Annotated in this window: 14 protein-coding genes and 1 pseudogene; 6 read left to right on the top strand and 9 right to left on the bottom strand. The window is 36.5% G+C overall.

The genetic code is table 11. The features are described 5' to 3' along the window. Positions 1-418: 418 nt before the first annotated feature. The 6 genes from LDL57_RS12385 to nikA all read right to left on the bottom strand — a co-directional run bounded on the left by LDL57_RS12385 (position 419) and on the right by nikA (position 6,194). Positions 419-1,093: a DUF421 domain-containing protein gene (locus tag LDL57_RS12385; protein WP_180559706.1), complete on the bottom strand. Its 675-nt coding sequence runs from the start codon at positions 1,091-1,093 to the stop codon at positions 419-421. Between the two features lie 200 nt (positions 1,094-1,293). Beyond that, on the bottom strand, positions 1,294-2,085 hold the full coding sequence (nikE, locus tag LDL57_RS12380; protein ID WP_180559707.1) for a nickel import ATP-binding protein NikE: 792 nt from the start codon (positions 2,083-2,085) through the stop codon (positions 1,294-1,296). Further along, positions 2,082-2,846, bottom strand: a complete 765-nt coding sequence (locus tag LDL57_RS12375) for a nickel import ATP-binding protein NikD (protein ID WP_180559708.1) — start codon at positions 2,844-2,846, stop codon at positions 2,082-2,084. Before LDL57_RS12375 ends, nikE begins: the two co-directional genes overlap by 4 nt. Beyond that, positions 2,846-3,679: a nickel ABC transporter permease subunit NikC gene (gene nikC / locus LDL57_RS12370; RefSeq protein ID WP_180559709.1), complete on the bottom strand. Its 834-nt coding sequence runs from the start codon at positions 3,677-3,679 to the stop codon at positions 2,846-2,848. Before nikC ends, LDL57_RS12375 begins: the two co-directional genes overlap by 1 nt. Then, a complete protein-coding gene (nikB, locus tag LDL57_RS12365; RefSeq protein ID WP_180559710.1) occupies positions 3,676-4,620 on the bottom strand; it encodes a nickel ABC transporter permease subunit NikB in 945 nt (314 codons plus the stop codon). Before nikB ends, nikC begins: the two co-directional genes overlap by 4 nt. Continuing rightward, entirely contained in the window at positions 4,620-6,194 is a 1,575-nt protein-coding gene (gene nikA, locus LDL57_RS12360) for a nickel ABC transporter substrate-binding protein (protein WP_225507530.1), read from the bottom strand. Before nikA ends, nikB begins: the two co-directional genes overlap by 1 nt. 380 nt (positions 6,195-6,574) lie before the next feature. Between nikA and LDL57_RS12355 the strand changes: the two genes are divergently transcribed. Together LDL57_RS12355 and LDL57_RS12350 are read left to right on the top strand one after the other, a co-directional pair. Next, on the top strand, positions 6,575-8,665 hold the full coding sequence (locus tag LDL57_RS12355) for a TonB-dependent receptor (protein WP_225505844.1): 2,091 nt from the start codon (positions 6,575-6,577) through the stop codon (positions 8,663-8,665). Positions 8,666-8,683: 18 nt separating this feature from the next. Beyond that, entirely contained in the window at positions 8,684-9,442 is a 759-nt protein-coding gene (locus LDL57_RS12350; protein ID WP_225505842.1) for a hypothetical protein, read from the top strand. 472 nt (positions 9,443-9,914) lie between these two features. Here LDL57_RS12350 and tnpA read toward each other — a convergent pair whose 3' ends face one another. Further along, complete coding sequence (gene tnpA, locus LDL57_RS12345; RefSeq protein ID WP_225505529.1) at positions 9,915-10,319, bottom strand: IS200/IS605 family transposase; 405 nt, start codon at positions 10,317-10,319, stop codon at positions 9,915-9,917. Positions 10,320-10,377: 58 nt separating this feature from the next. Between tnpA and LDL57_RS12340 the strand changes: the two are divergent. Continuing rightward, positions 10,378-11,529: pseudogene (locus tag LDL57_RS12340) on the top strand (RNA-guided endonuclease InsQ/TnpB family protein); the annotation flags it as partial. A gap of 119 nt (positions 11,530-11,648) precedes the next feature. On the opposite strand, the gene LDL57_RS12335 reads toward LDL57_RS12340, so the two are convergent. Together LDL57_RS12335 and LDL57_RS12330 are read right to left on the bottom strand one after the other, a co-directional pair. After that, positions 11,649-11,942: a hypothetical protein gene (locus LDL57_RS12335; RefSeq protein ID WP_180558693.1), complete on the bottom strand. Its 294-nt coding sequence runs from the start codon at positions 11,940-11,942 to the stop codon at positions 11,649-11,651. A gap of 661 nt (positions 11,943-12,603) precedes the next feature. Further along, positions 12,604-12,789, bottom strand: coding sequence for a hypothetical protein (locus LDL57_RS12330; RefSeq protein WP_180558694.1), 186 nt, complete (start codon positions 12,787-12,789; stop codon positions 12,604-12,606). Positions 12,790-13,032: 243 nt separating this feature from the next. On the opposite strand from LDL57_RS12330, the gene LDL57_RS12325 reads away from it, so the two are divergent. The 3 genes from LDL57_RS12325 to LDL57_RS12315 all read left to right on the top strand — a co-directional run bounded on the left by LDL57_RS12325 (position 13,033) and on the right by LDL57_RS12315 (position 17,937). Then, positions 13,033-13,872, top strand: coding sequence for a DNA/RNA non-specific endonuclease (locus LDL57_RS12325; protein WP_225505840.1), 840 nt, complete (start codon positions 13,033-13,035; stop codon positions 13,870-13,872). A gap of 230 nt (positions 13,873-14,102) precedes the next feature. After that, entirely contained in the window at positions 14,103-15,107 is a 1,005-nt protein-coding gene (locus LDL57_RS12320; RefSeq protein ID WP_180558696.1) for a DUF3472 domain-containing protein, read from the top strand. A 634-nt stretch (positions 15,108-15,741) separates the two neighbouring features. Beyond that, positions 15,742-17,937, top strand: a complete 2,196-nt coding sequence (locus LDL57_RS12315) for a TonB-dependent receptor (protein WP_180558697.1) — start codon at positions 15,742-15,744, stop codon at positions 17,935-17,937. Positions 17,938-18,020: the final 83 nt, after the last annotated feature.

The following is an 18,020-nucleotide window of genomic DNA, read 5'->3' as shown; positions in this document are numbered from 1 at the left end:
TCATTTTTTTTGAATAAATTCATCAGTTGTAATTAGTAGAGTAGAACATTATTTTTTTGTTTAGTGTTTAATGTTTTGAGGTTAATTAATTTAATTTATTGTTATTTTTGTTCTTTAAACATACATTTTATGAAATAAAATTCATCATTTAATCTGATTTGCTATTTTCTATTAACAAGATTTTGATGAATTTAAGTTTTATAATCATGATATAAATTTTAATTAATGAAAATATTAAAATAGCCGTATCCTTTATAACTATTTTTAAGTTAGCTTAATTGTAAGCTAAAAAATTTTAATCAGTCGGTTAATTAAAAAGTATTTTTGATGCTTGCACGATTGATTTTTTAGAAAATTTTTTTTAGAAGATTAAAAATAGAATCTGGTTGCTTATTGTCGTGCCAATAAATTATTTTAGCTATTTTTTAAGTAAGTCAGCAGGTAGTTTTTTAATATCACCATTTTTTAATATAAATTGTAAATTACCTTGCCAGAATTCAGCAATAAATACATTTTTTTCTTGGATTTTGAATTTTTTTATTTTTTTTAATAGCCAATCTTTATCTTTTTCAATTTCGTTAAGACCGGCTTTTCTTATTTCACCCTCTTTCATTAAGATCACCGATGGCATTTTTGCGCCTTCACAAACAGCGGTCATCTGTCCGTCTGGCTCTATTTGCGCATAAACAACTTCTTGAAAAGAATGTATTCCTTGTGCTCTTAGTTGTGAGGAGATTTTTAAAATATCAATTTTATTTTTGTTTTGCAGAATGTTTTCCATTAAAAATTTGCCATGTTTAATAATTGGAATTGGATCACCAATGGTGACAGAACGAATACAGTGGATATGTTTGCTAATAAAATTCAATAAGGAAACCAATGAAACCCCAATCAGCAACACCATAATGTATTGATACAGAGGAATTGAATCTGTGTAAATTACCCCACCAATTATGCCTCCTAAAACAAAATTACCTATAAAATCAATCGGCGTCATTTGTGATAATTGTGTTTTACCTGAAAGGTTTAAATGCGTAATAACAATGACAAATCCAATGATAAATTTGATAAGAACCCAGCCATAATAAGCCATATTTTTTATCCTTAACGGTTAATAAAGTGTTAAGTATTATTATTTAATAATATGCTAATTTTTGTCAAAGTCCATTATTAAATAAATTAGCTTGTTATTTGTCAGTAAGGAAAATCAATAAAGAAGGGAAATTAAAAAAAGATTTTTCAGCAAATCATTATGGATTTGCTGAAAGTTTACCTGGACAGGTTGTGATTAAATTAAAAAGGTAGCTCTGCTGTGGAATTGATATGACGTACAGGAAACGCTGGCAAAACAGCATTCTGTAGTGCCTTGCCGGTCTTCGAATGTAAGGTTAAAGGCGTTTTTACCATTGAAGTTTCAACAATTTGACCATTTTCCATTACCATAAGTTGATGACAGAGGCGTTCAACTAATCGTAAGTCATGGGTAATGAATAAACAGGCAGTGTAAAATTGTTGCTGAAGATTTTTAAGTAACTGAATAATTTCAGCTTGTAGTATCAGATCGAGATTAGAAACGGCCTCATCAAGGATCAATAATTTAGGTTCGACAACCATGGCACGTGCCAGGCATACACGCTGTAACTGACCACCACTTAGTTGAGGTGGGCGTTGATTGAGTAGAAAACTATCCAATTCAACTGCATCTAGCATTTTAGCTATGCGCGCCTGTTCTTCCTTTTTAGTTAGCGATAAAAGGTGCCTAATGGGCTCCCGAATAATTTCGTCAATGGTTTTACGTGGATTAACGGCAGTTATTGGATCTTGAAATACGATTTGAACATCTTTACGAAACTGCTTCATTGCTTTTCCTTTCAGTTTGGTTAGAGACGTTCCGCACCAGCGGATCTCACCAGAACTAGGAGAGACAAGACCTATCAATAAACGGGCTAACGTGCTTTTTCCACAACCACTGCGCCCCAATAAAGCAACGTTTTTTCCAGCCCTTAGTGTTAGCGTTATTTGATTAAAAAGCTGGGGTTGATGGGGATAGCCAAAAGTGACTTTATCAATATCAAGTAATGTCATACAGATAACCCCAGATCATATAATGCCAGATGTGCCGTCAGTAAATTACGTGTAATTTGATGCTTAGGTCTATTAAAGATGGCGTTAACATTACTGTATTCGACAATTTTACCATCATGCATAACGGCGACGTCATCAGCCAAACGAGCAACTACCCCCATATCATGGGTGACCAATAACATGCCAATAGCACGAATTTGGATAATATTTTCAAGTAGATCAAAAATATGTGTTTGGCCAACTGTATCAAGGTCGGTCGTTGGTTCATCAGCTATGATAAATGGCGCACCACTGAGTATCGCTATTGCTATCATCATTCGTTGTAACATTCCACCGCTCATTTCAAAAGGATAAAGTGAAAGTATATGGCCAGCATTTTCTAATCCAACTGACTGTAATGTTGCTTTAATCATTGCAATATTGACAGGTTTGCCAAGAGCTTGGCAGGTTTCTTGAATATGGCTAAACATTGTATTAAGCGGATTGAAAGCACTACGTGGATTTTGCATGATAGTTGCGATATGTGAGCCACGTAACTGTTGAGAAGAGGTAATTTGTCCATCCAACAGTAAGTTTCCGGCTGTTTGATTTACACCCGCAGGTAATATACCGAGCATGGCTGCACAAGTTAATGATTTGCCACAGCCACTACTACCGACTAATGCTAGCACTTTGCCTTTATTGATCGTTAGCGATATACCTTGTACCAGTGGTCGTTGGGCTTTAAGTGTTATATTTTGCAACTCAATTTTCTGTGACATTAATCGTTACGCTCCGCTACCAGATAAGGGTCGAGGTGATCGCGTAGGGCATCCCCAAGTAGATTAAAAGCCATCACTGTTAGGAATAGAGCTAAACCTGGCCACAACATTTGTAGAGGTTGAGTCCAGATATATTGGCGAGCATCATAAATCATGACTCCCCATTCAGCCGTTGGAGCAGTAACTCCTAGTCCAAGAAAAGACATACCTGCCACATGTAGCATCATATGGCTAAGATCTAAGGTTGCCAAAACTAATAACGATGGAAGGATTGCACCAGCCAGATGATCGATGAATAAACGTCCGCTACTGGCGCCATACATTCTTGCTATGAGAATAAATTCGCGTTGACGCAGAGAAATTACAATACTGCTCACCATACGTGCATACCAAGCCCAGTGTGATAAAGCGATAGCAATGATAACATTTGTTAGCCCTGTTCCTAAAACGCCGACCATAAAAAATGATAGAATTGAAGTAGGAAACGTCATAAACAGTTCAGTGAGACGCATCAGAATTTGATCTATTTTGCCCCCCAATAATCCAGCGCTTCCACCAATAGTTAATCCCAGTGCCAGGATCAAGATAAGACATAGTATGACTGAGCCAAGTGAGACGCGAGTTGCTGCTAATAAACGCGAGAAAATATCGCGGCCTAAATGGTCAGTGCCAAGCCAGTGTTGCAGATTTGGCGTTAGTAGTCGTTGTGTTAGCTCGATTGCTTGTGGATCGTAAGGTAGCCACCAATGGCTGGTAAGAGCTGTTATAATCAGTAACACAATGATGATGATCGCTAGGCGTACCGACCAACGAGTTGAAAGGTAAAAATTCATGCATTCCCCCTTTCATGATGTCGGATCCGTGGGTCAAGAACGGCATTAAGGAGATCAACTAACAGATTGCATAGCACATAAACCACCACCATCATTAAGGTGAAACATTGGATCACCGGATAGTCTCGATTAAAAATTGCCGATACAGCATAGCGACCTATACCGGGCCAGGCAAATATGCTTTCAATAATCATGGTACCACCGATTAGTTCACCAATGTGCATGCCAAGGGCGGTTACTATTGGTAGTAACGCATTACGTAAAATATGCCGTCTTTCAGTTTGCTTGTCGTTAAGTCCTCGTAGCCTTGCCCAGCTAACATGTCGTTGTCCAGCAACCTCTAACATACTGGCTCGCAGCAGTCTGGCATTAATTGCTAGTGACATCAAAGCAATAGATATGGCTGGTAGGATCAAATGTTGCCAGCTACCATAACCTAAAGCAGGTAACCACTTTAGCCAAACTGAAAATAACATGATTAATAGAAAGGCGAGCCAGAAATTTGGCATGGAAACACCTAAAAATGCGATAATACGTACGACAAAATCGGGTAAGCGATTACGATGACGCGCTGCCCAGATCCCTAAAGGTATCGAGGTAAATAAAATTATGAGTAATGCCGCTCCAGCTAGTTGCAAAGTTGCTGGCAAAAATTGTAAAAGGTCATTTAGCACCGGACGTTGAGTTGCATAGGAAGTGCCAAAGTCTAAATGCAGTGCTTTCCACAACCATGTTCCATATTGCACAGTGAGCAGTTGATCAAGACCAAGCATTATTCGTGTTGATGCCAACATCTCTGCTGTAGGTGGCAGATTTGACAGCCGTAAATAGTCCATGGCCGGATCGCCAGAGCCATAACGCAGCAGCAAGAAAACAATAACTGAGGCGGCTAATAGCAACGGTATTAATAGTAGAATACGCCGCAAAATATAGCGCAACATTATGATTTCTCCGGCTTGATTTGTTCAAATGCAATTTCTGTCGATATTGGTGCAAACGGGATATAACCCAATTGTGGACGAGAGATGGTCATGAGTGATATGTAACTAATTGGCAGATAAACCGCTGAACGATGTAATCGAGTTAGTACATCAGCGTATAACATTTTGCGTTGTTGCTCATCGGTTGTTGTCAAAATCTGGGTTATTTCATTATCAATGATCTTTTTGTCCGGTAAGCCTAATTGTGCTTGATAATCAGCATGTGAAGGTACCCGCATTGAGCTCATAAAAGCGTGTGGATCGTAAGGCGCTCCCCAGGTGCGATTAAAAATCATGCTAAATCGGCCATCTCGTTGTCGGGCATAAAAACTGCTTTCTTCTTCGCCTATTAGTTTTGTGTCTACACCAATTTGCTGTAGGTTAGCTTGAATAACTTCAGCCATTGATTTATTGACAGCGTCGGTGGCAATAAAAGCTAGTTCTATTCTTAATGGTTCGCCCGCCTTTTCACGGATTGTTTTACCTGTTGGTAATATCCAGCCAGCGCTATCCAATAATGCTTTAGCTTTCTGCGGATCATACTCTCGTGCAACCAGTTTGATATTGGCATAAGGTACCGTTGGTGCAAATAGGGTATTAGCCACTTTTTGGGTAGCATAAAACGTATTGGCAATCAGCTTTTTTTTATCAACCGCATGATTAAGTGCTTCGCGTACTGCTAACTCTTTAGTTGGTGTTCGCGCAGAATTTAAGGCTAACATTACCGTTTCAATTGGGGCAGAAAGTTGGGTATGGTAGTGTGGATTACGGCTTAAGTAAGCGAAAGTCTCGGGCGGTAAGAGTCCGTCATTACCATATAGTAGATCGATATCGCCAGCTTCAAATGCAACAGCACGGCTGATTGGATCGGGGATCACTTTGATAGTTATTTTTTCTAGTATAGGTTTTTTGCCCCAGTAATGATCATTACGTAGCAAGACATCATATTGATTAAGTTTTGAGGTTTGTAACTTCCACGGCCCAGTACCAATTGGGGCAATAATACCATCCATAGTTTCATTTTTTTTAAACTGTGAAGGTGCGATAAAACGGAAAGGACGGGGTAAAGAGAGTTCCTGTAGGAAAGGGTAATAAGCGCTTTTAAGTGTAATTTGTAACTGGCTGTTACTTAACGCTTTAACATTGGTTATCTGATTAGTCAATTCTAGCCAAGCATGACGCCGGCGATTATTGAGTATAGCACGAAAATTTTTTTCAGCGGCTTGGGCATTAAACGGTTCACCGTTAGAAAAAGTAACATCATCGCGTAAGGTAAAAATCCACACTCTTCCATCTTCAGAATGTTGCCAACTTTTTGCTAGCCAAGGTTTTACTTGACCATTCGCTTGATATTTAACCAAGGGCTCATAAATCATACTTTGGGCAAAAATTTGGTTTGGGGTGTAGAGATGGGGATTAAGTGGCCTAACATTCACTGGCCAGGCAATATTTAATTCTTTATTGGAAGCCGCATATATATAGAGCGAGGTGCAACTAAGTAAGACAATTAACGTGCGGCGTACGATAGACAAAATTTTTTCCTTAATGGGTAAATGGCTAATGAAGGTAGGCAGATTTTAATAATTCGTCATACTTCTGGCTTGAGCTGGATCAATGGGGACGACTAATCGGCGCGGTTAAAACGGGTCATTGGTCGTGATGTTAGTACTTTTAATATGATATGTGGTTGCTCTCCAAATTGCTTATATAAAATTCTATAAATATCCATTAACAAATTAATATTCTAATTTGCTTAATTGCAATCTCTTTAAGAAAGTTTTCAATTACAGGGATTGTTAATACTCATTTTATTTGTTAAAAAATGGGCTATTTTTTCACTAAAATTAATGTTACATTATAACATAACATAATCAATGGGGTTAAATAGATTTCGTTTATAGGAAATGTAAACAAAATGAAGAAAATTTTATTGTCCAGTTTGGCAACAGCAATTGGGATGGCTATTTCATCTGGCGTTATGGCAGATCCAAAACTCACAACGGAAAAAAAGAACAAGGATGTTATCGTTGTAAAAACTGATCCATTAAATCGTTCTTCTTTATTGATGACAACACCAACCAAGGTTTTGTCTGGTGAAGAGTTAACGCAGCAACGTAAAGCTTCTATTGCCGAAACATTAGAGGAAATACCAGGTATTAGTGGTAGTCATTTTGGTGCAGGTGCAATAAAACCGATTATTCGTGGTATGTCGGGCGCACGTGTTAAAGTACTGAATGATGGTATTGATGTACTGGATGCTTCGATTGCTGGACCTGATCACGCGATCACCAGCGAACCTTTCTTAGCTAATCGAATTGAAGTTTTAAAAGGGCCAGCAACATTACTTTATGGCGGTGGTGCAATTGGTGGTGTTATTAATGTGCTAGATGATCGGATCCCGACTTCAGTACCAGAAAAAGGTTATGCAGGACAAATTGATCTACGGACGAATAGTGTCGCTAATGAAAATACGGGGGCAGTCGGATTAACATTAGGTAAAGAAAATTTTGCGCTGCGATTGGAAGGGTTAAAACGTCATGCGCAAGATTATCGTATGCCAAAGCGAGTTGGTGAGCTAGATTCTTATCGCTTACAGGGTTCCTATAATCGAACTAATAATTTTAATATTGGTGCCAGTTTGATTGGAGAAAAAGGCTATTTTGGCTTGGCGTACGGTATTCAACATAATGAATATGGTTTACCGGGTCACAGCCATGCACATTGCCATGAACATAGCTCTTCAGGAAATTGGCATTGTGAGAAAGATGATCATATGCATCATCATGGCCATACGCACCATGGTCATACTCATGCGCACAATCATCAACACCATCATAGCCATGGTGTTCCTTTTGTGGATATGAAACAGCAACGTTGGGAAATCCGTGGCGAATATGCGGATCCTTTTAGCGGTTTTGAGCGTATCCGACTACGCGCGGCACACACCGATTACAGTCATGATGAGATTGAAGGTCAGACAGTTGAAACTACCTTTAATAATAAAGCAACAGAAGGAAGGTTAGAATTAACCCATGCACCTATTTTGGGTTGGCGTGGGGTAATGGGTGGACAGTTTACTCAGCGCAATTTCTCAGCTGAAGGTTTAGAAGCGTATGTTCCTGCTACTTTGACACGTAATCAGGCGCTTTTTTTAATTGAGGAATTTGAAGCCGGCCCTTTGCGTTATGAATTAGGTGTTCGTCATAAGTGGCAAAAAATTGACGTAACAAAAGGTAGTCGTTCTAGCCAACATAGTAGTACTTCTGGATCAGCAGGTGTAACATGGACATTAGCACCTGAATATGCATTGACAGCTTCGTTATCCCATTCTAAACGTTTACCTATTGCTGAAGAACTTTATGCTAATGGGATCCATGCCGCAACAAGAACGATTGAAACAGGTAATGAGCATCTTAAAGCTGAATCAGCAACCAATCTTGACATTGGTTTTACCAAATTTGCCGGTGATTTCCAATTTGGCTTAAATACTTATTATAACCATATTGATGGCTATATTTATGGCCAAGATGCAGGTTATTCCCCCGGCGCGGGTTATCGCCATCTACACTATGTGCAGCAAGATGCTGTTTTTAATGGAGTCGAAGCTGAAGCATCATATCAACTCACTGATAATACCAAGTTCTCTGTTCAGGGTGATATTGTTAAAGCTAAGCTTCGTAGTGGCGGTTATTTGCCACGTATCCCGGCTTATCGTGTTTCAGCTACCATTGAACATCAATGGTTTGAGTCCTTAACCGGACGATTGCGACTTACTCATATTGGTAGTCAATATAAAACAGCGCAATATGAAACATCAACAGCCGGTTATAATCGAGTTGATATTGGCCTGACCTGGCAAAATCATTTTAATGACTTAGATTATATGCTGTATGGGCGCATTGAGAATCTATTTAATGGTGCAGCCCGGGATCATACCTCGTATATTAAAAATGAAATGTATTTACCTGGTCGTAATTTTGTCATCGGAGCAAGTTTATCTTTCTAAATTTCTAGGGGAATTGATTTGGTATCAACACTATTTAGTCATATTGAAATGATCCATGGTAATAACCCTTGGGGCAAGATATTAGATGAGGGTACAGGCATTAATTCACTGAGCTGGATCAGCCAGCTTAAGAGTGAAAGTTGGACGGCAGTAACTTGTGCAATTAATATGAAAGCCGATATTCAGCAAATTATTTCAGCTCAGCAAAGACCTCAAGATCGTCTATTATTGGGCAATTGGGCTGATAGTGATTTCATGGTTAATGAACAATTTGATACTGTAATTGCTGATTATTTATTAGGCGAGGTAGACGGCTTTGTGCCTTACTGGCAAATACCTCTATTATATCGTTTAAAAGCATTAACCCTTAATCGGCTCTATTTTACTGGTTTAGAGCCTTATGTACCTTACAATGCAAATAGCCAAGCGGGGCAACTTGTGGTAAATATTGGCCGTTTGCGTGATGCGTGTTTATTACTTGCTGGCGAACGCCCGTATGGAGAATATCCGGCCGATTGGGTGATCTATCATTTACAACAAATGGGATTTGAGATAGTAGATCTAAAACATTATCCAATTAATTATGGTCACAATTGGTTGACAGGCCAAATAGAAATGTGCCGCCAGCGGATCAATAGATTTGTTGATCGACAATTAGCGATATCTATGCTTGAGCATATAAGTCAATTAGAACAACAAGCGCTTCTATGTATTGCCCAACAAGGAAGTTTAAAACATGGTGCGGATTATGTTATTTCCGCTCAATTAGCAAAATAAAATTTATTAGCATAATATGCTAATAAATGAAAATTGGAAGCTGTTTATATTAAGAAAATAGTCATTAATCTAATATTTAATTTTTATTATAAAATATTTATATCCTATTTATCATCTCATATTGAATAAAATAAGATAGATAAAATTAACCAGGGTTAAAATATTGTCATTTACTAATAGTTGCTATAAACATTAATTTTATTTGCTAATAATTTCATATTCTTAATCAGGCTGCATAAGGTACCGTAATGGGTCACGGTACCTTGAGAACTTTATCTTATTTTGGCTTAATGTTTATAACTATAAATTAGCCACATGTTTCAGGTGAAAAATCTTTATGTCCTCTACCTTCATAGCATTTAATTAGTACATCTTGCGGTTTTTCTAAGATCCATCTTAACCTCCAAAGGGTACTCCCACCGACATAAGGTGGGAGGGGAATTTGGTCGGGCTTGAAAAGCCCGAAGAATGATCAGCCACGCTGATTTTGAATGTATTGCTTAACAACTTCCAGCGGTGCTCCCCCGCACGAACCTGCAAAGTATGATCGAGACCACAACACTGGCTTGCCGTAAGCCCCACGCAAGTCTAGAAACTCATTACGCAGACGACGAGACGTTACCGCTTTCAGCGAGTTTACTAGTACTGACAACTGCACTGTGGGCGGGTACTCGATCAGCATATGAACGTGATCGGACTCTCCGTTACTTTCCTTTAAATCAGCCCCAAAGTCGCGACACACTTCACCTGCATACTGATGAAATGCTTTGTAGTGCAAGCCACTGAGTACTTTCTTTCGGTACTTAGTCACAAAGACAAGGTGAACATGTAAAAGAAACGCTGCATGTCTTGAACGGTTGATTTTATATTTTTGCATTGAAATTAACCGGATATACGGTAAGATAGTGAGATAATTTACTACACACTGAGTAATAATGCTAATTCTAAAAGCCTACAAATTCAGACTCGAACCAACCGAAAAACAGTCGCAACGTTTGCGGCAGTTGTGCGGATGCGCTCGTTTTATCTGGAATTACGGGCTAGCAGAGACGCAACGCATTATTGAATCCGGCGGTAAACTACCGTCAGCGTTTGAACTAAATCGGATGCTCACAGAATGGAAAAAAAAGCCGGAACATTCCTTTTGCAAGAAGCCTACACGGATAATCTTCAGCAGAAACTCAAAGATCTGCACGGGGCATGGAAACGCTGCTTTGATAAAAAACTGGCAGCAAAAGCTCCTGTATTTAAAAGGAAAAATGACGGGCGTGATTCAGTTCGTTTTGTTAATTTTGATAAATATTGTCAGCTCGATAATGGCAGAGTGAGATTACCGTCAGGTTTGGTATGGGTAAAGTTCCGGCAGTCGCAAAAGCTGTACGGTAAGATTAAAACGCAACCGTTAGCCAACATGCGGGACACTGGTATATATCGTTTCAGGTCGAACTGGAAATGGACATTCAGCCTCATTCGTCAGCAACAATGATTGGTTTGGATGCAGGTGTAACCAGACTCGCCACGCTGTCAGACGGCACAGTGTTTGAACCTGTAAACAGTTTTAAAACCAACCAAAAAAAGCTGGCGAAATTCCAGCGTCAGTTAAGCTGTAAAGTTAAATTCAGCAATAACTGGAAAAAACAGAAGCGAAAAATCCAACGTCTCCACTCGCATATAACCAATATCCGCAAAGACTACCTTCACAAAGTCACCAGTGAAATCAGCAAAACCACGCGATGATCGTCATTGAGGACTTAAAGGTCAGTAACATGTCGAAATCGGCAAAAGGTACACAAGAGCAGCACGGACGGAATGTCAGGGCAAAATCAGGACTTAACCGTTCGATACTGGATCAGGGTTGGTATGAAATGCGCCGTCAGCTTGAGTACAAGCAGCTATGGCGCGGTGGTCAGGTATTAGCTGTGCCTCCGGCATATACAAGTCAACGGTGTGCATGTTGTGGTCATACAGCGAAAGAAAATCGTCAATCACAAAGTAGATTCGAGTGCCTTGAGTGCGGGTATACAGAGAACGCAGATATCAACGGAGCTCGTAACATTTTAGCGGCAGGACATGCCGTGTTAGCCTGTGAAGTGAACGGTGCAGTAATGCCGTCAGCAGCAGGAACCAGGCTTCTGAGCGATCAGATAGTCTCCGACTAACGGGAATCCCCCTCCTGAGTCACGAAGTGTGAAGGTGGGGGAGGATGTCAATTGTCATCTTTAAGAATAAAAGTAAAAATAGTTTTGATTGCTTCGACAGAATCGTCTAAAAGGCCGGACTCAACAATACTCACTTCAACTGAATCAGGAGATTCAATACGATTAGTCCGTTGAGTAATAACAACATTACTAACATCAGGCTGGAAACTATTTCCCATCATTTTAATTGCTAGTGGAATGGGTTTATTTTCATTATCTGACATAGTTGTTTCTGTTTGCTTATCACAAGCAGCTAATAATAAACAGCAAGAAAGAGCAATCGTTAATTTTAATCTATTCATTTTTAACCTTTATTTATGTGAAATTCACTATCGATTATAAATTAAATAACAATATTTAACATAGTATATTAATCTGAAATTTTGCTTCTTATGTAGAGTTTTTTAAATTATTTTGTTATTGATAGCCATGCCTAAGGAATATTGTTATTAATGATGATATTAATCAATCATATTTGTTTTAATTTGTAATAATAGATACGAACTCATCAGAAAAAGAATGTTGAGATATCTATAATTACAGTTACCATTAGCTGACAATCTGTATCATTTTCAATTTACTAGGTTAATTGTAGCGTTCATTTATCATTCACAGGTATAAAAATAGATTATTATTGACTAAAAGTTGATAATTATAACTCAATAAGTAATAAAACATTTTAGAATAACTTTATAATATATTGGAATAATACCTAACTGACAGAGTAATATTTCTATAATATAAAAACTAATATAAATATTTTATTTAAAATTATTATTAATAAATATTGTTATGTTTAAATTATTTTAATAAATTATTTATATTAATAAATTATGTTATTGCCAAATCTTATTAATGTTATTCAACATATAATCTTGCGATCGCTAACAAATAATCGTAATTATTAAATATGAGATAATATACCTCTTCTTACTGAAGAGGTATGTCTATTTAGTTAGATAACTAAGGAACGTTTTTTTTGATTTCTATCGTGGCATCAATGATAGTTGTAATTATTTCTTCAACCGGTGGGTTTAAACCTATAATGGTAGATATCTCTGTGCCTTTTATATCGTCATTTAATATATCAGTTGCAGCATAGCCACAATTAATGCTAAAAATAGAGATGATAATAGCTAAAGTTTTCAATAACCCTGTAATAAAATTATCCTCCAATGATAAGTGAAAATGACGATTAATTGTGCGCTATCTTTTTCAACATTGCAATAATATTTGTGAAATACTGTAAATTTTATTTATATAAGAGTATTTATTGTATTTTATATTCTTTTTTACTGTTTTATTTTGTTGTCAAATAACTTGTTTGCTGGTTTAAATATTATAGTAAAATTTATTTAAAGAAAATTGATTATTAAGATGAGAAATTATCATATGAAAATATTTTTACCCTTTATTTTTTTATCTTTACTTATTTCTGGCTGTAGTATTGTTCAACATGAACCAGAATCTATTAAGTCTATTGAAAAAATTACGCCTGGAGTTAGACAAAATTGTGGAATAGGTTGTCCATTAGGAGGAAGTAATACCACGATACAACGTGTAGTTTATACACTAAATAATAATAGTAATACTAAATTTGCCAACTGGGTTGCTTACTTAATAACGAAAGATAGTATAGGCAGTGGTAAGGATAGAAATTGGAAAAAAGATCCTGATTTAAGTAATGATGAAACTTTGTCTCCAGCAGATTATATTGGTGCCAATAAAGCTTTAAAAGTGGATAGAGGACATCAGGCGCCATTAGCTTCTTTGGCAGGTTTGGTGGACTGGCCGGCACTTAATTATTTATCTAATATTACCCCACAGGTTGCAGAACTTAATCAAGGCGTATGGGCGCGTTTAGAAGATCAGGAAAGAGCTTTAGCCAGAGCGGGTAATAAAGTATTTTCAGTAACAGGTCCTTTATATGAAAAAAATATTGGTAAGCTACCTAATAGCGACAAAAACCATTTTATCCCTAGTGGATACTGGAAAGTAACATATATAAATGAGAGTCCTGAAAAATCTTCTTATGCTGCATTTATTATGGAACAAAATACACCACAGAGTGGAAATTTTTGTCAATATCAAGTCACAGTAAAAGAAATTGAACAGAGAACGGGGTTAATTATTTGGAGTGGATTACCAGAAAATATTCAACAAGCAATAAAATCAAAACCAGGAAAATTAGTTGAAAAAATGGGTTGTAGTATAATTCAACCTAGATATTAATTGTAACTAAATCATAATTACATTTTGCTAAAATTAGTATTAATTAGTTAATAAATTTTAAGTTGATTTTAAATATAAATCCAATATCATTTTGATTTTATCACTAATAGTAATAATATATTATTTCGATACTTTAATAAATTAGAAAATATTTTTTTATTGATAATAATTAAATAAGCCTCAATATTTTATCATTGAATAAATAATATAAAATAAATAGGAATTATTATATGAAGAAAATTTATTTATTATTTTTCTTATTTTTATGGAACAGCTTATCTAATGCAATTGTAGTCGGTGATATTGTAACAATTCAACATAAATGGCCTGACAATACAGCATTCAATAAAATATCTTTTTTCCTACAAGTTGATAATGATGGCGGGTCTAGATCAAATTACTATTGGGCTAATCAATTTAATTTTATAAATGGAGATACGGGTTATATTGGATTACAAAATAGACAAAATGGCATTCATGCATTTCATTATTCAATTAAACAAGCTAAAGGGTGGCGAAGTGGTAACTGTCGCTATTTTTATGATACTGGCACAAGTGTACAGTGTGATATTGTTATTCAATGGAAAGCAGGGCATTTATATCGATTGGATGTTAGCAAAGAAGGAAATTTAGTTACTGGTTTTGTTACAGATTTAATGGATGGAACATCAACAACCATTGGTATTATTGAAGTACCAAATAATTATGGCAAATTAAATAATTCAAGAGGATTTGTAGACGAATATTCTCATGGTAATAATCAATTAAAGTCTTGTTATGATATCGGTGCTCAAGCTTCTATGTTTCGCAATCCTTTAGGTGATAATCGCATTCTAGCTAAACAACTTACTTACACTAGTGGTAATTGTAATAATATATTTGTCGTTCATGCAGCATGTAATGATGGAGAATGTATTAACACCATTAGTAATCTTAATGGCTCTATTCCTCCTAACATTCATAAAGTTGCTATAAGAAATAGTCAAAATATTTTGCTAGAACAAATAGCCACAGCTTTAAATTATAATGCTTTAATTGCGATAAGAACTTATGATGGAAGTTGGGCGCCTAAAATTTATTTTCCGGATGCAAGAAAACATAAATTTAAATCAATATATATTAAATCTGACGCTAGTTATACTTCCTTCCTCTATTTTGATAATAAACAGCTTAGAATAAATAAATCTGAAAAATTAATGTTTGTTTCTGATGGTAATCAGTGGATTAGACAATAATTTTTCATTGAAAAGCGTTTTTATTAATAAGCCACTGGTTAACGCTGGTGGTTTTTTATTAAACCTATTTTATATTGGTTAAGTTTTTATATAATTTTTTGTCTTGGTTTTTTTCTTTTATTTAATCTTAAAATAGTTTGTAATTAAAATATATCATCACATCCTATATCAATTAATTTTTATTAAACAGATAATGTTTTAATAGATTGAATTTTATAAATAAAAATTATTTTTAGCTAATAGCTTACACTAAAATATACATTTATTTCGTTATTAATATTTTATATGTATTCTTGATTACCTCAATCAAATGAGTATAATTCTCATTTGCGTTTGCAGAAATTCCTATTTCAGAAATAGCTTTTCTATATTTGATAGGGAATAAATATTGGTTTAGGAAAAATGCTAAACGTAAAGAGTTCGCATAAATAACTATATGATAAAACAATATATTTTCTATTATATAGGGTTCTGTTTTTTTATCATGACCCAATAATGGCAAGTTATTTCCAATTAATCATGGTATGAAATGGGTATTAACTGCTTTTTCGCTCAGTTCAGTTTTGCTTGATTTATAGAAAATAACTTTCTAGTGGTCATTATTTACAACACCAGTCTTTTATTTGAATAAAATATGAAAAATATCAAATATATGAAGGTACCATTTTGTAGCTCGTTATTGATGCTGACAATGAGTACTACAGCGCAAACAGCAACTGCTGAAATCAGTAATAAAAAGAACCAACAAGATACGATTGTCGTGCATGCAAAGTCGCAAAATGACTTTCAACCTGGCGGAGATTCACTTGTGCCCGCCTATTTAGATGGCCATATTGCACATGGTGGCCGTCTTGGTATGTTGGGCGAGCAACATGCGATGGATGTTCCATTTAATGTCATTGGTTATACGGAGAAAATGGTCAGCGATCAACAGGCAAAAACTGTTGCTGAGGTCGTCAATAACGATGCTGGAGTTCAGAGTGTACAAGGATTTGGTAATTTTGCCGAAACTTATCGTATTAGAGGCTTTAAGTTAGATGGTGATGATATGACACTCGGTGGATTGCCTGGGATTCTACCTCGTCAGATGGTGGATACCGCAATGATCGAGCGGGTGGAAATTTTCAAGGGTGCTAACGCATTAGTTAATGGTGCAGCTTCTTCTGGCGTCGGCGGTATTATTAACCTTGAGCCCAAACGAGCAGAAAATATACCCATTACCCGCTTAGGTTTAGACTACACTTCACTATCGCAAGTAGGTGGAACATTAGATGTTGGGCGCCGTTTTGGTGAAAATAATCAGTTTGGTACGCGTTTCAATTTAGTTCACCGCGAGGGAGAAACTGCAGTAAAAAATGATAAGCGCCGAACCACGTTGGCCAGTCTTGCTTTGGATTATCATGGCGATCGGGTTAGAAGTTCATTGGATTTCGGTTATCAAAAGAAAACTTTTCACGGTGGTACCATGGGAGTAAATATTAGTGGCGTCGATTTTATTCCACTAGTACCCAATAACAGACATAATTATAGTCAAAAGTGGGGCTATAGTAATATAGAAAATCAATTTGGTCTGGCACGAGCTGAATATGATCTAGCTGATAACTGGATAATATATGCTGGAGCAGGTGGTCAACATAGCCAAGAAATAGGTATCTATAGTTCACCAAAAATACTAAATCGTAAAGGTGATGCTACAGTAAGCCGGCTTGATACCAAACTTTTTACTGATGCATTTAGTGCAATGGCGGGAGTAAGGGGACAACTTGTAACTGGTTTTATCACTCATCGCTTGAATATGGGATATTCTGCACAGAATAAACGTAATAGAATGGCATGGCGAATGTCTACTAATGATCCTATTACCAATATTTATCACACTGGTGACGTTGCTATGCCGGATAATGCTATTTTTGGTGGCAATTATTCTGATCCTTTAACAACAGGGCGCACCTTTACTCAGGGTTGGTTATTAAGTGATACATTAAGTGCGTTTGATGATAAATTACAATTATTAATCGCTGCACGTCATCAGAAAGTGGAGATTCGCAATTATAATAATGTAACGGGTGCTGAAGAGCGTGATGCACGGTATAACAAGAGCCACTGGATGCCTACCTATGGTGTAGTTTACAAACCATGGCAACAGGTTGCTTTATATGCCAATCATACTGAAGCCTTACAACCGGGCAGCATAGCACCAAAGGGTGCATCAAATTATGGTCAAAGTACAGGTATTGTCTACTCCCAACAGAATGAGATAGGGATGAAAATGGATTTTGGCCGGATCGGTGGTACATTAGCATTATTTGAAATTAAAAAACCGTCTGCGCTTTTGGATAGTGTCACAAAACGTTATAGCCTTACTGGTCAACAACGTAATCGAGGTATGGAATTAAACATATTTGGTGAACCGGTATTAGGTTTGCGATTGAATACTAGCGCAACCTGGTTAGCTCCAGTGTTAACAAAGTCACAATATAGAGCCAATGATGGTCATGATGTGATTGGAGTACCGCGTTTTAACATGGTTATAGGCGCTGAATATGATATTCAATCAATAGACGGTTTAACGGCAATAATGCGGATAAATCATTCTGGCTCCCAATATGTAAATGTAGAAAATAGCAGAAAACTTGATAGCTATACCACTTTTGATTTGGCTATGCGTTACAATATGCAAGTTAATCATAATCAAAATGAGATGGTTTGGCGGGTTGGTATTGATAACTTAACTAATGAAAAATATTGGTCTGGAGTTGAAGATTATGGCACCTATATTTTCCAGGGTACACCGCGTATTTTTAAGGTTTCTGTCAGTTATGATTTTTGATTTACCTACAATTTTATTACCGAATGATACTGTATTTGCTTAAAACTTGAATTTGTTTAGTGTTAAAAGTTATTTCGTTAATG

This window comes from Arsenophonus apicola, from assembly GCF_020268605.1.
Taxonomy (GTDB): Bacteria; Pseudomonadota; Gammaproteobacteria; order Enterobacterales; family Enterobacteriaceae; genus Arsenophonus; species Arsenophonus apicola.
The sequence above is the reverse complement of the archived record's forward strand: the minus strand, read 5'-3'. Positions and strand labels throughout refer to the sequence as shown.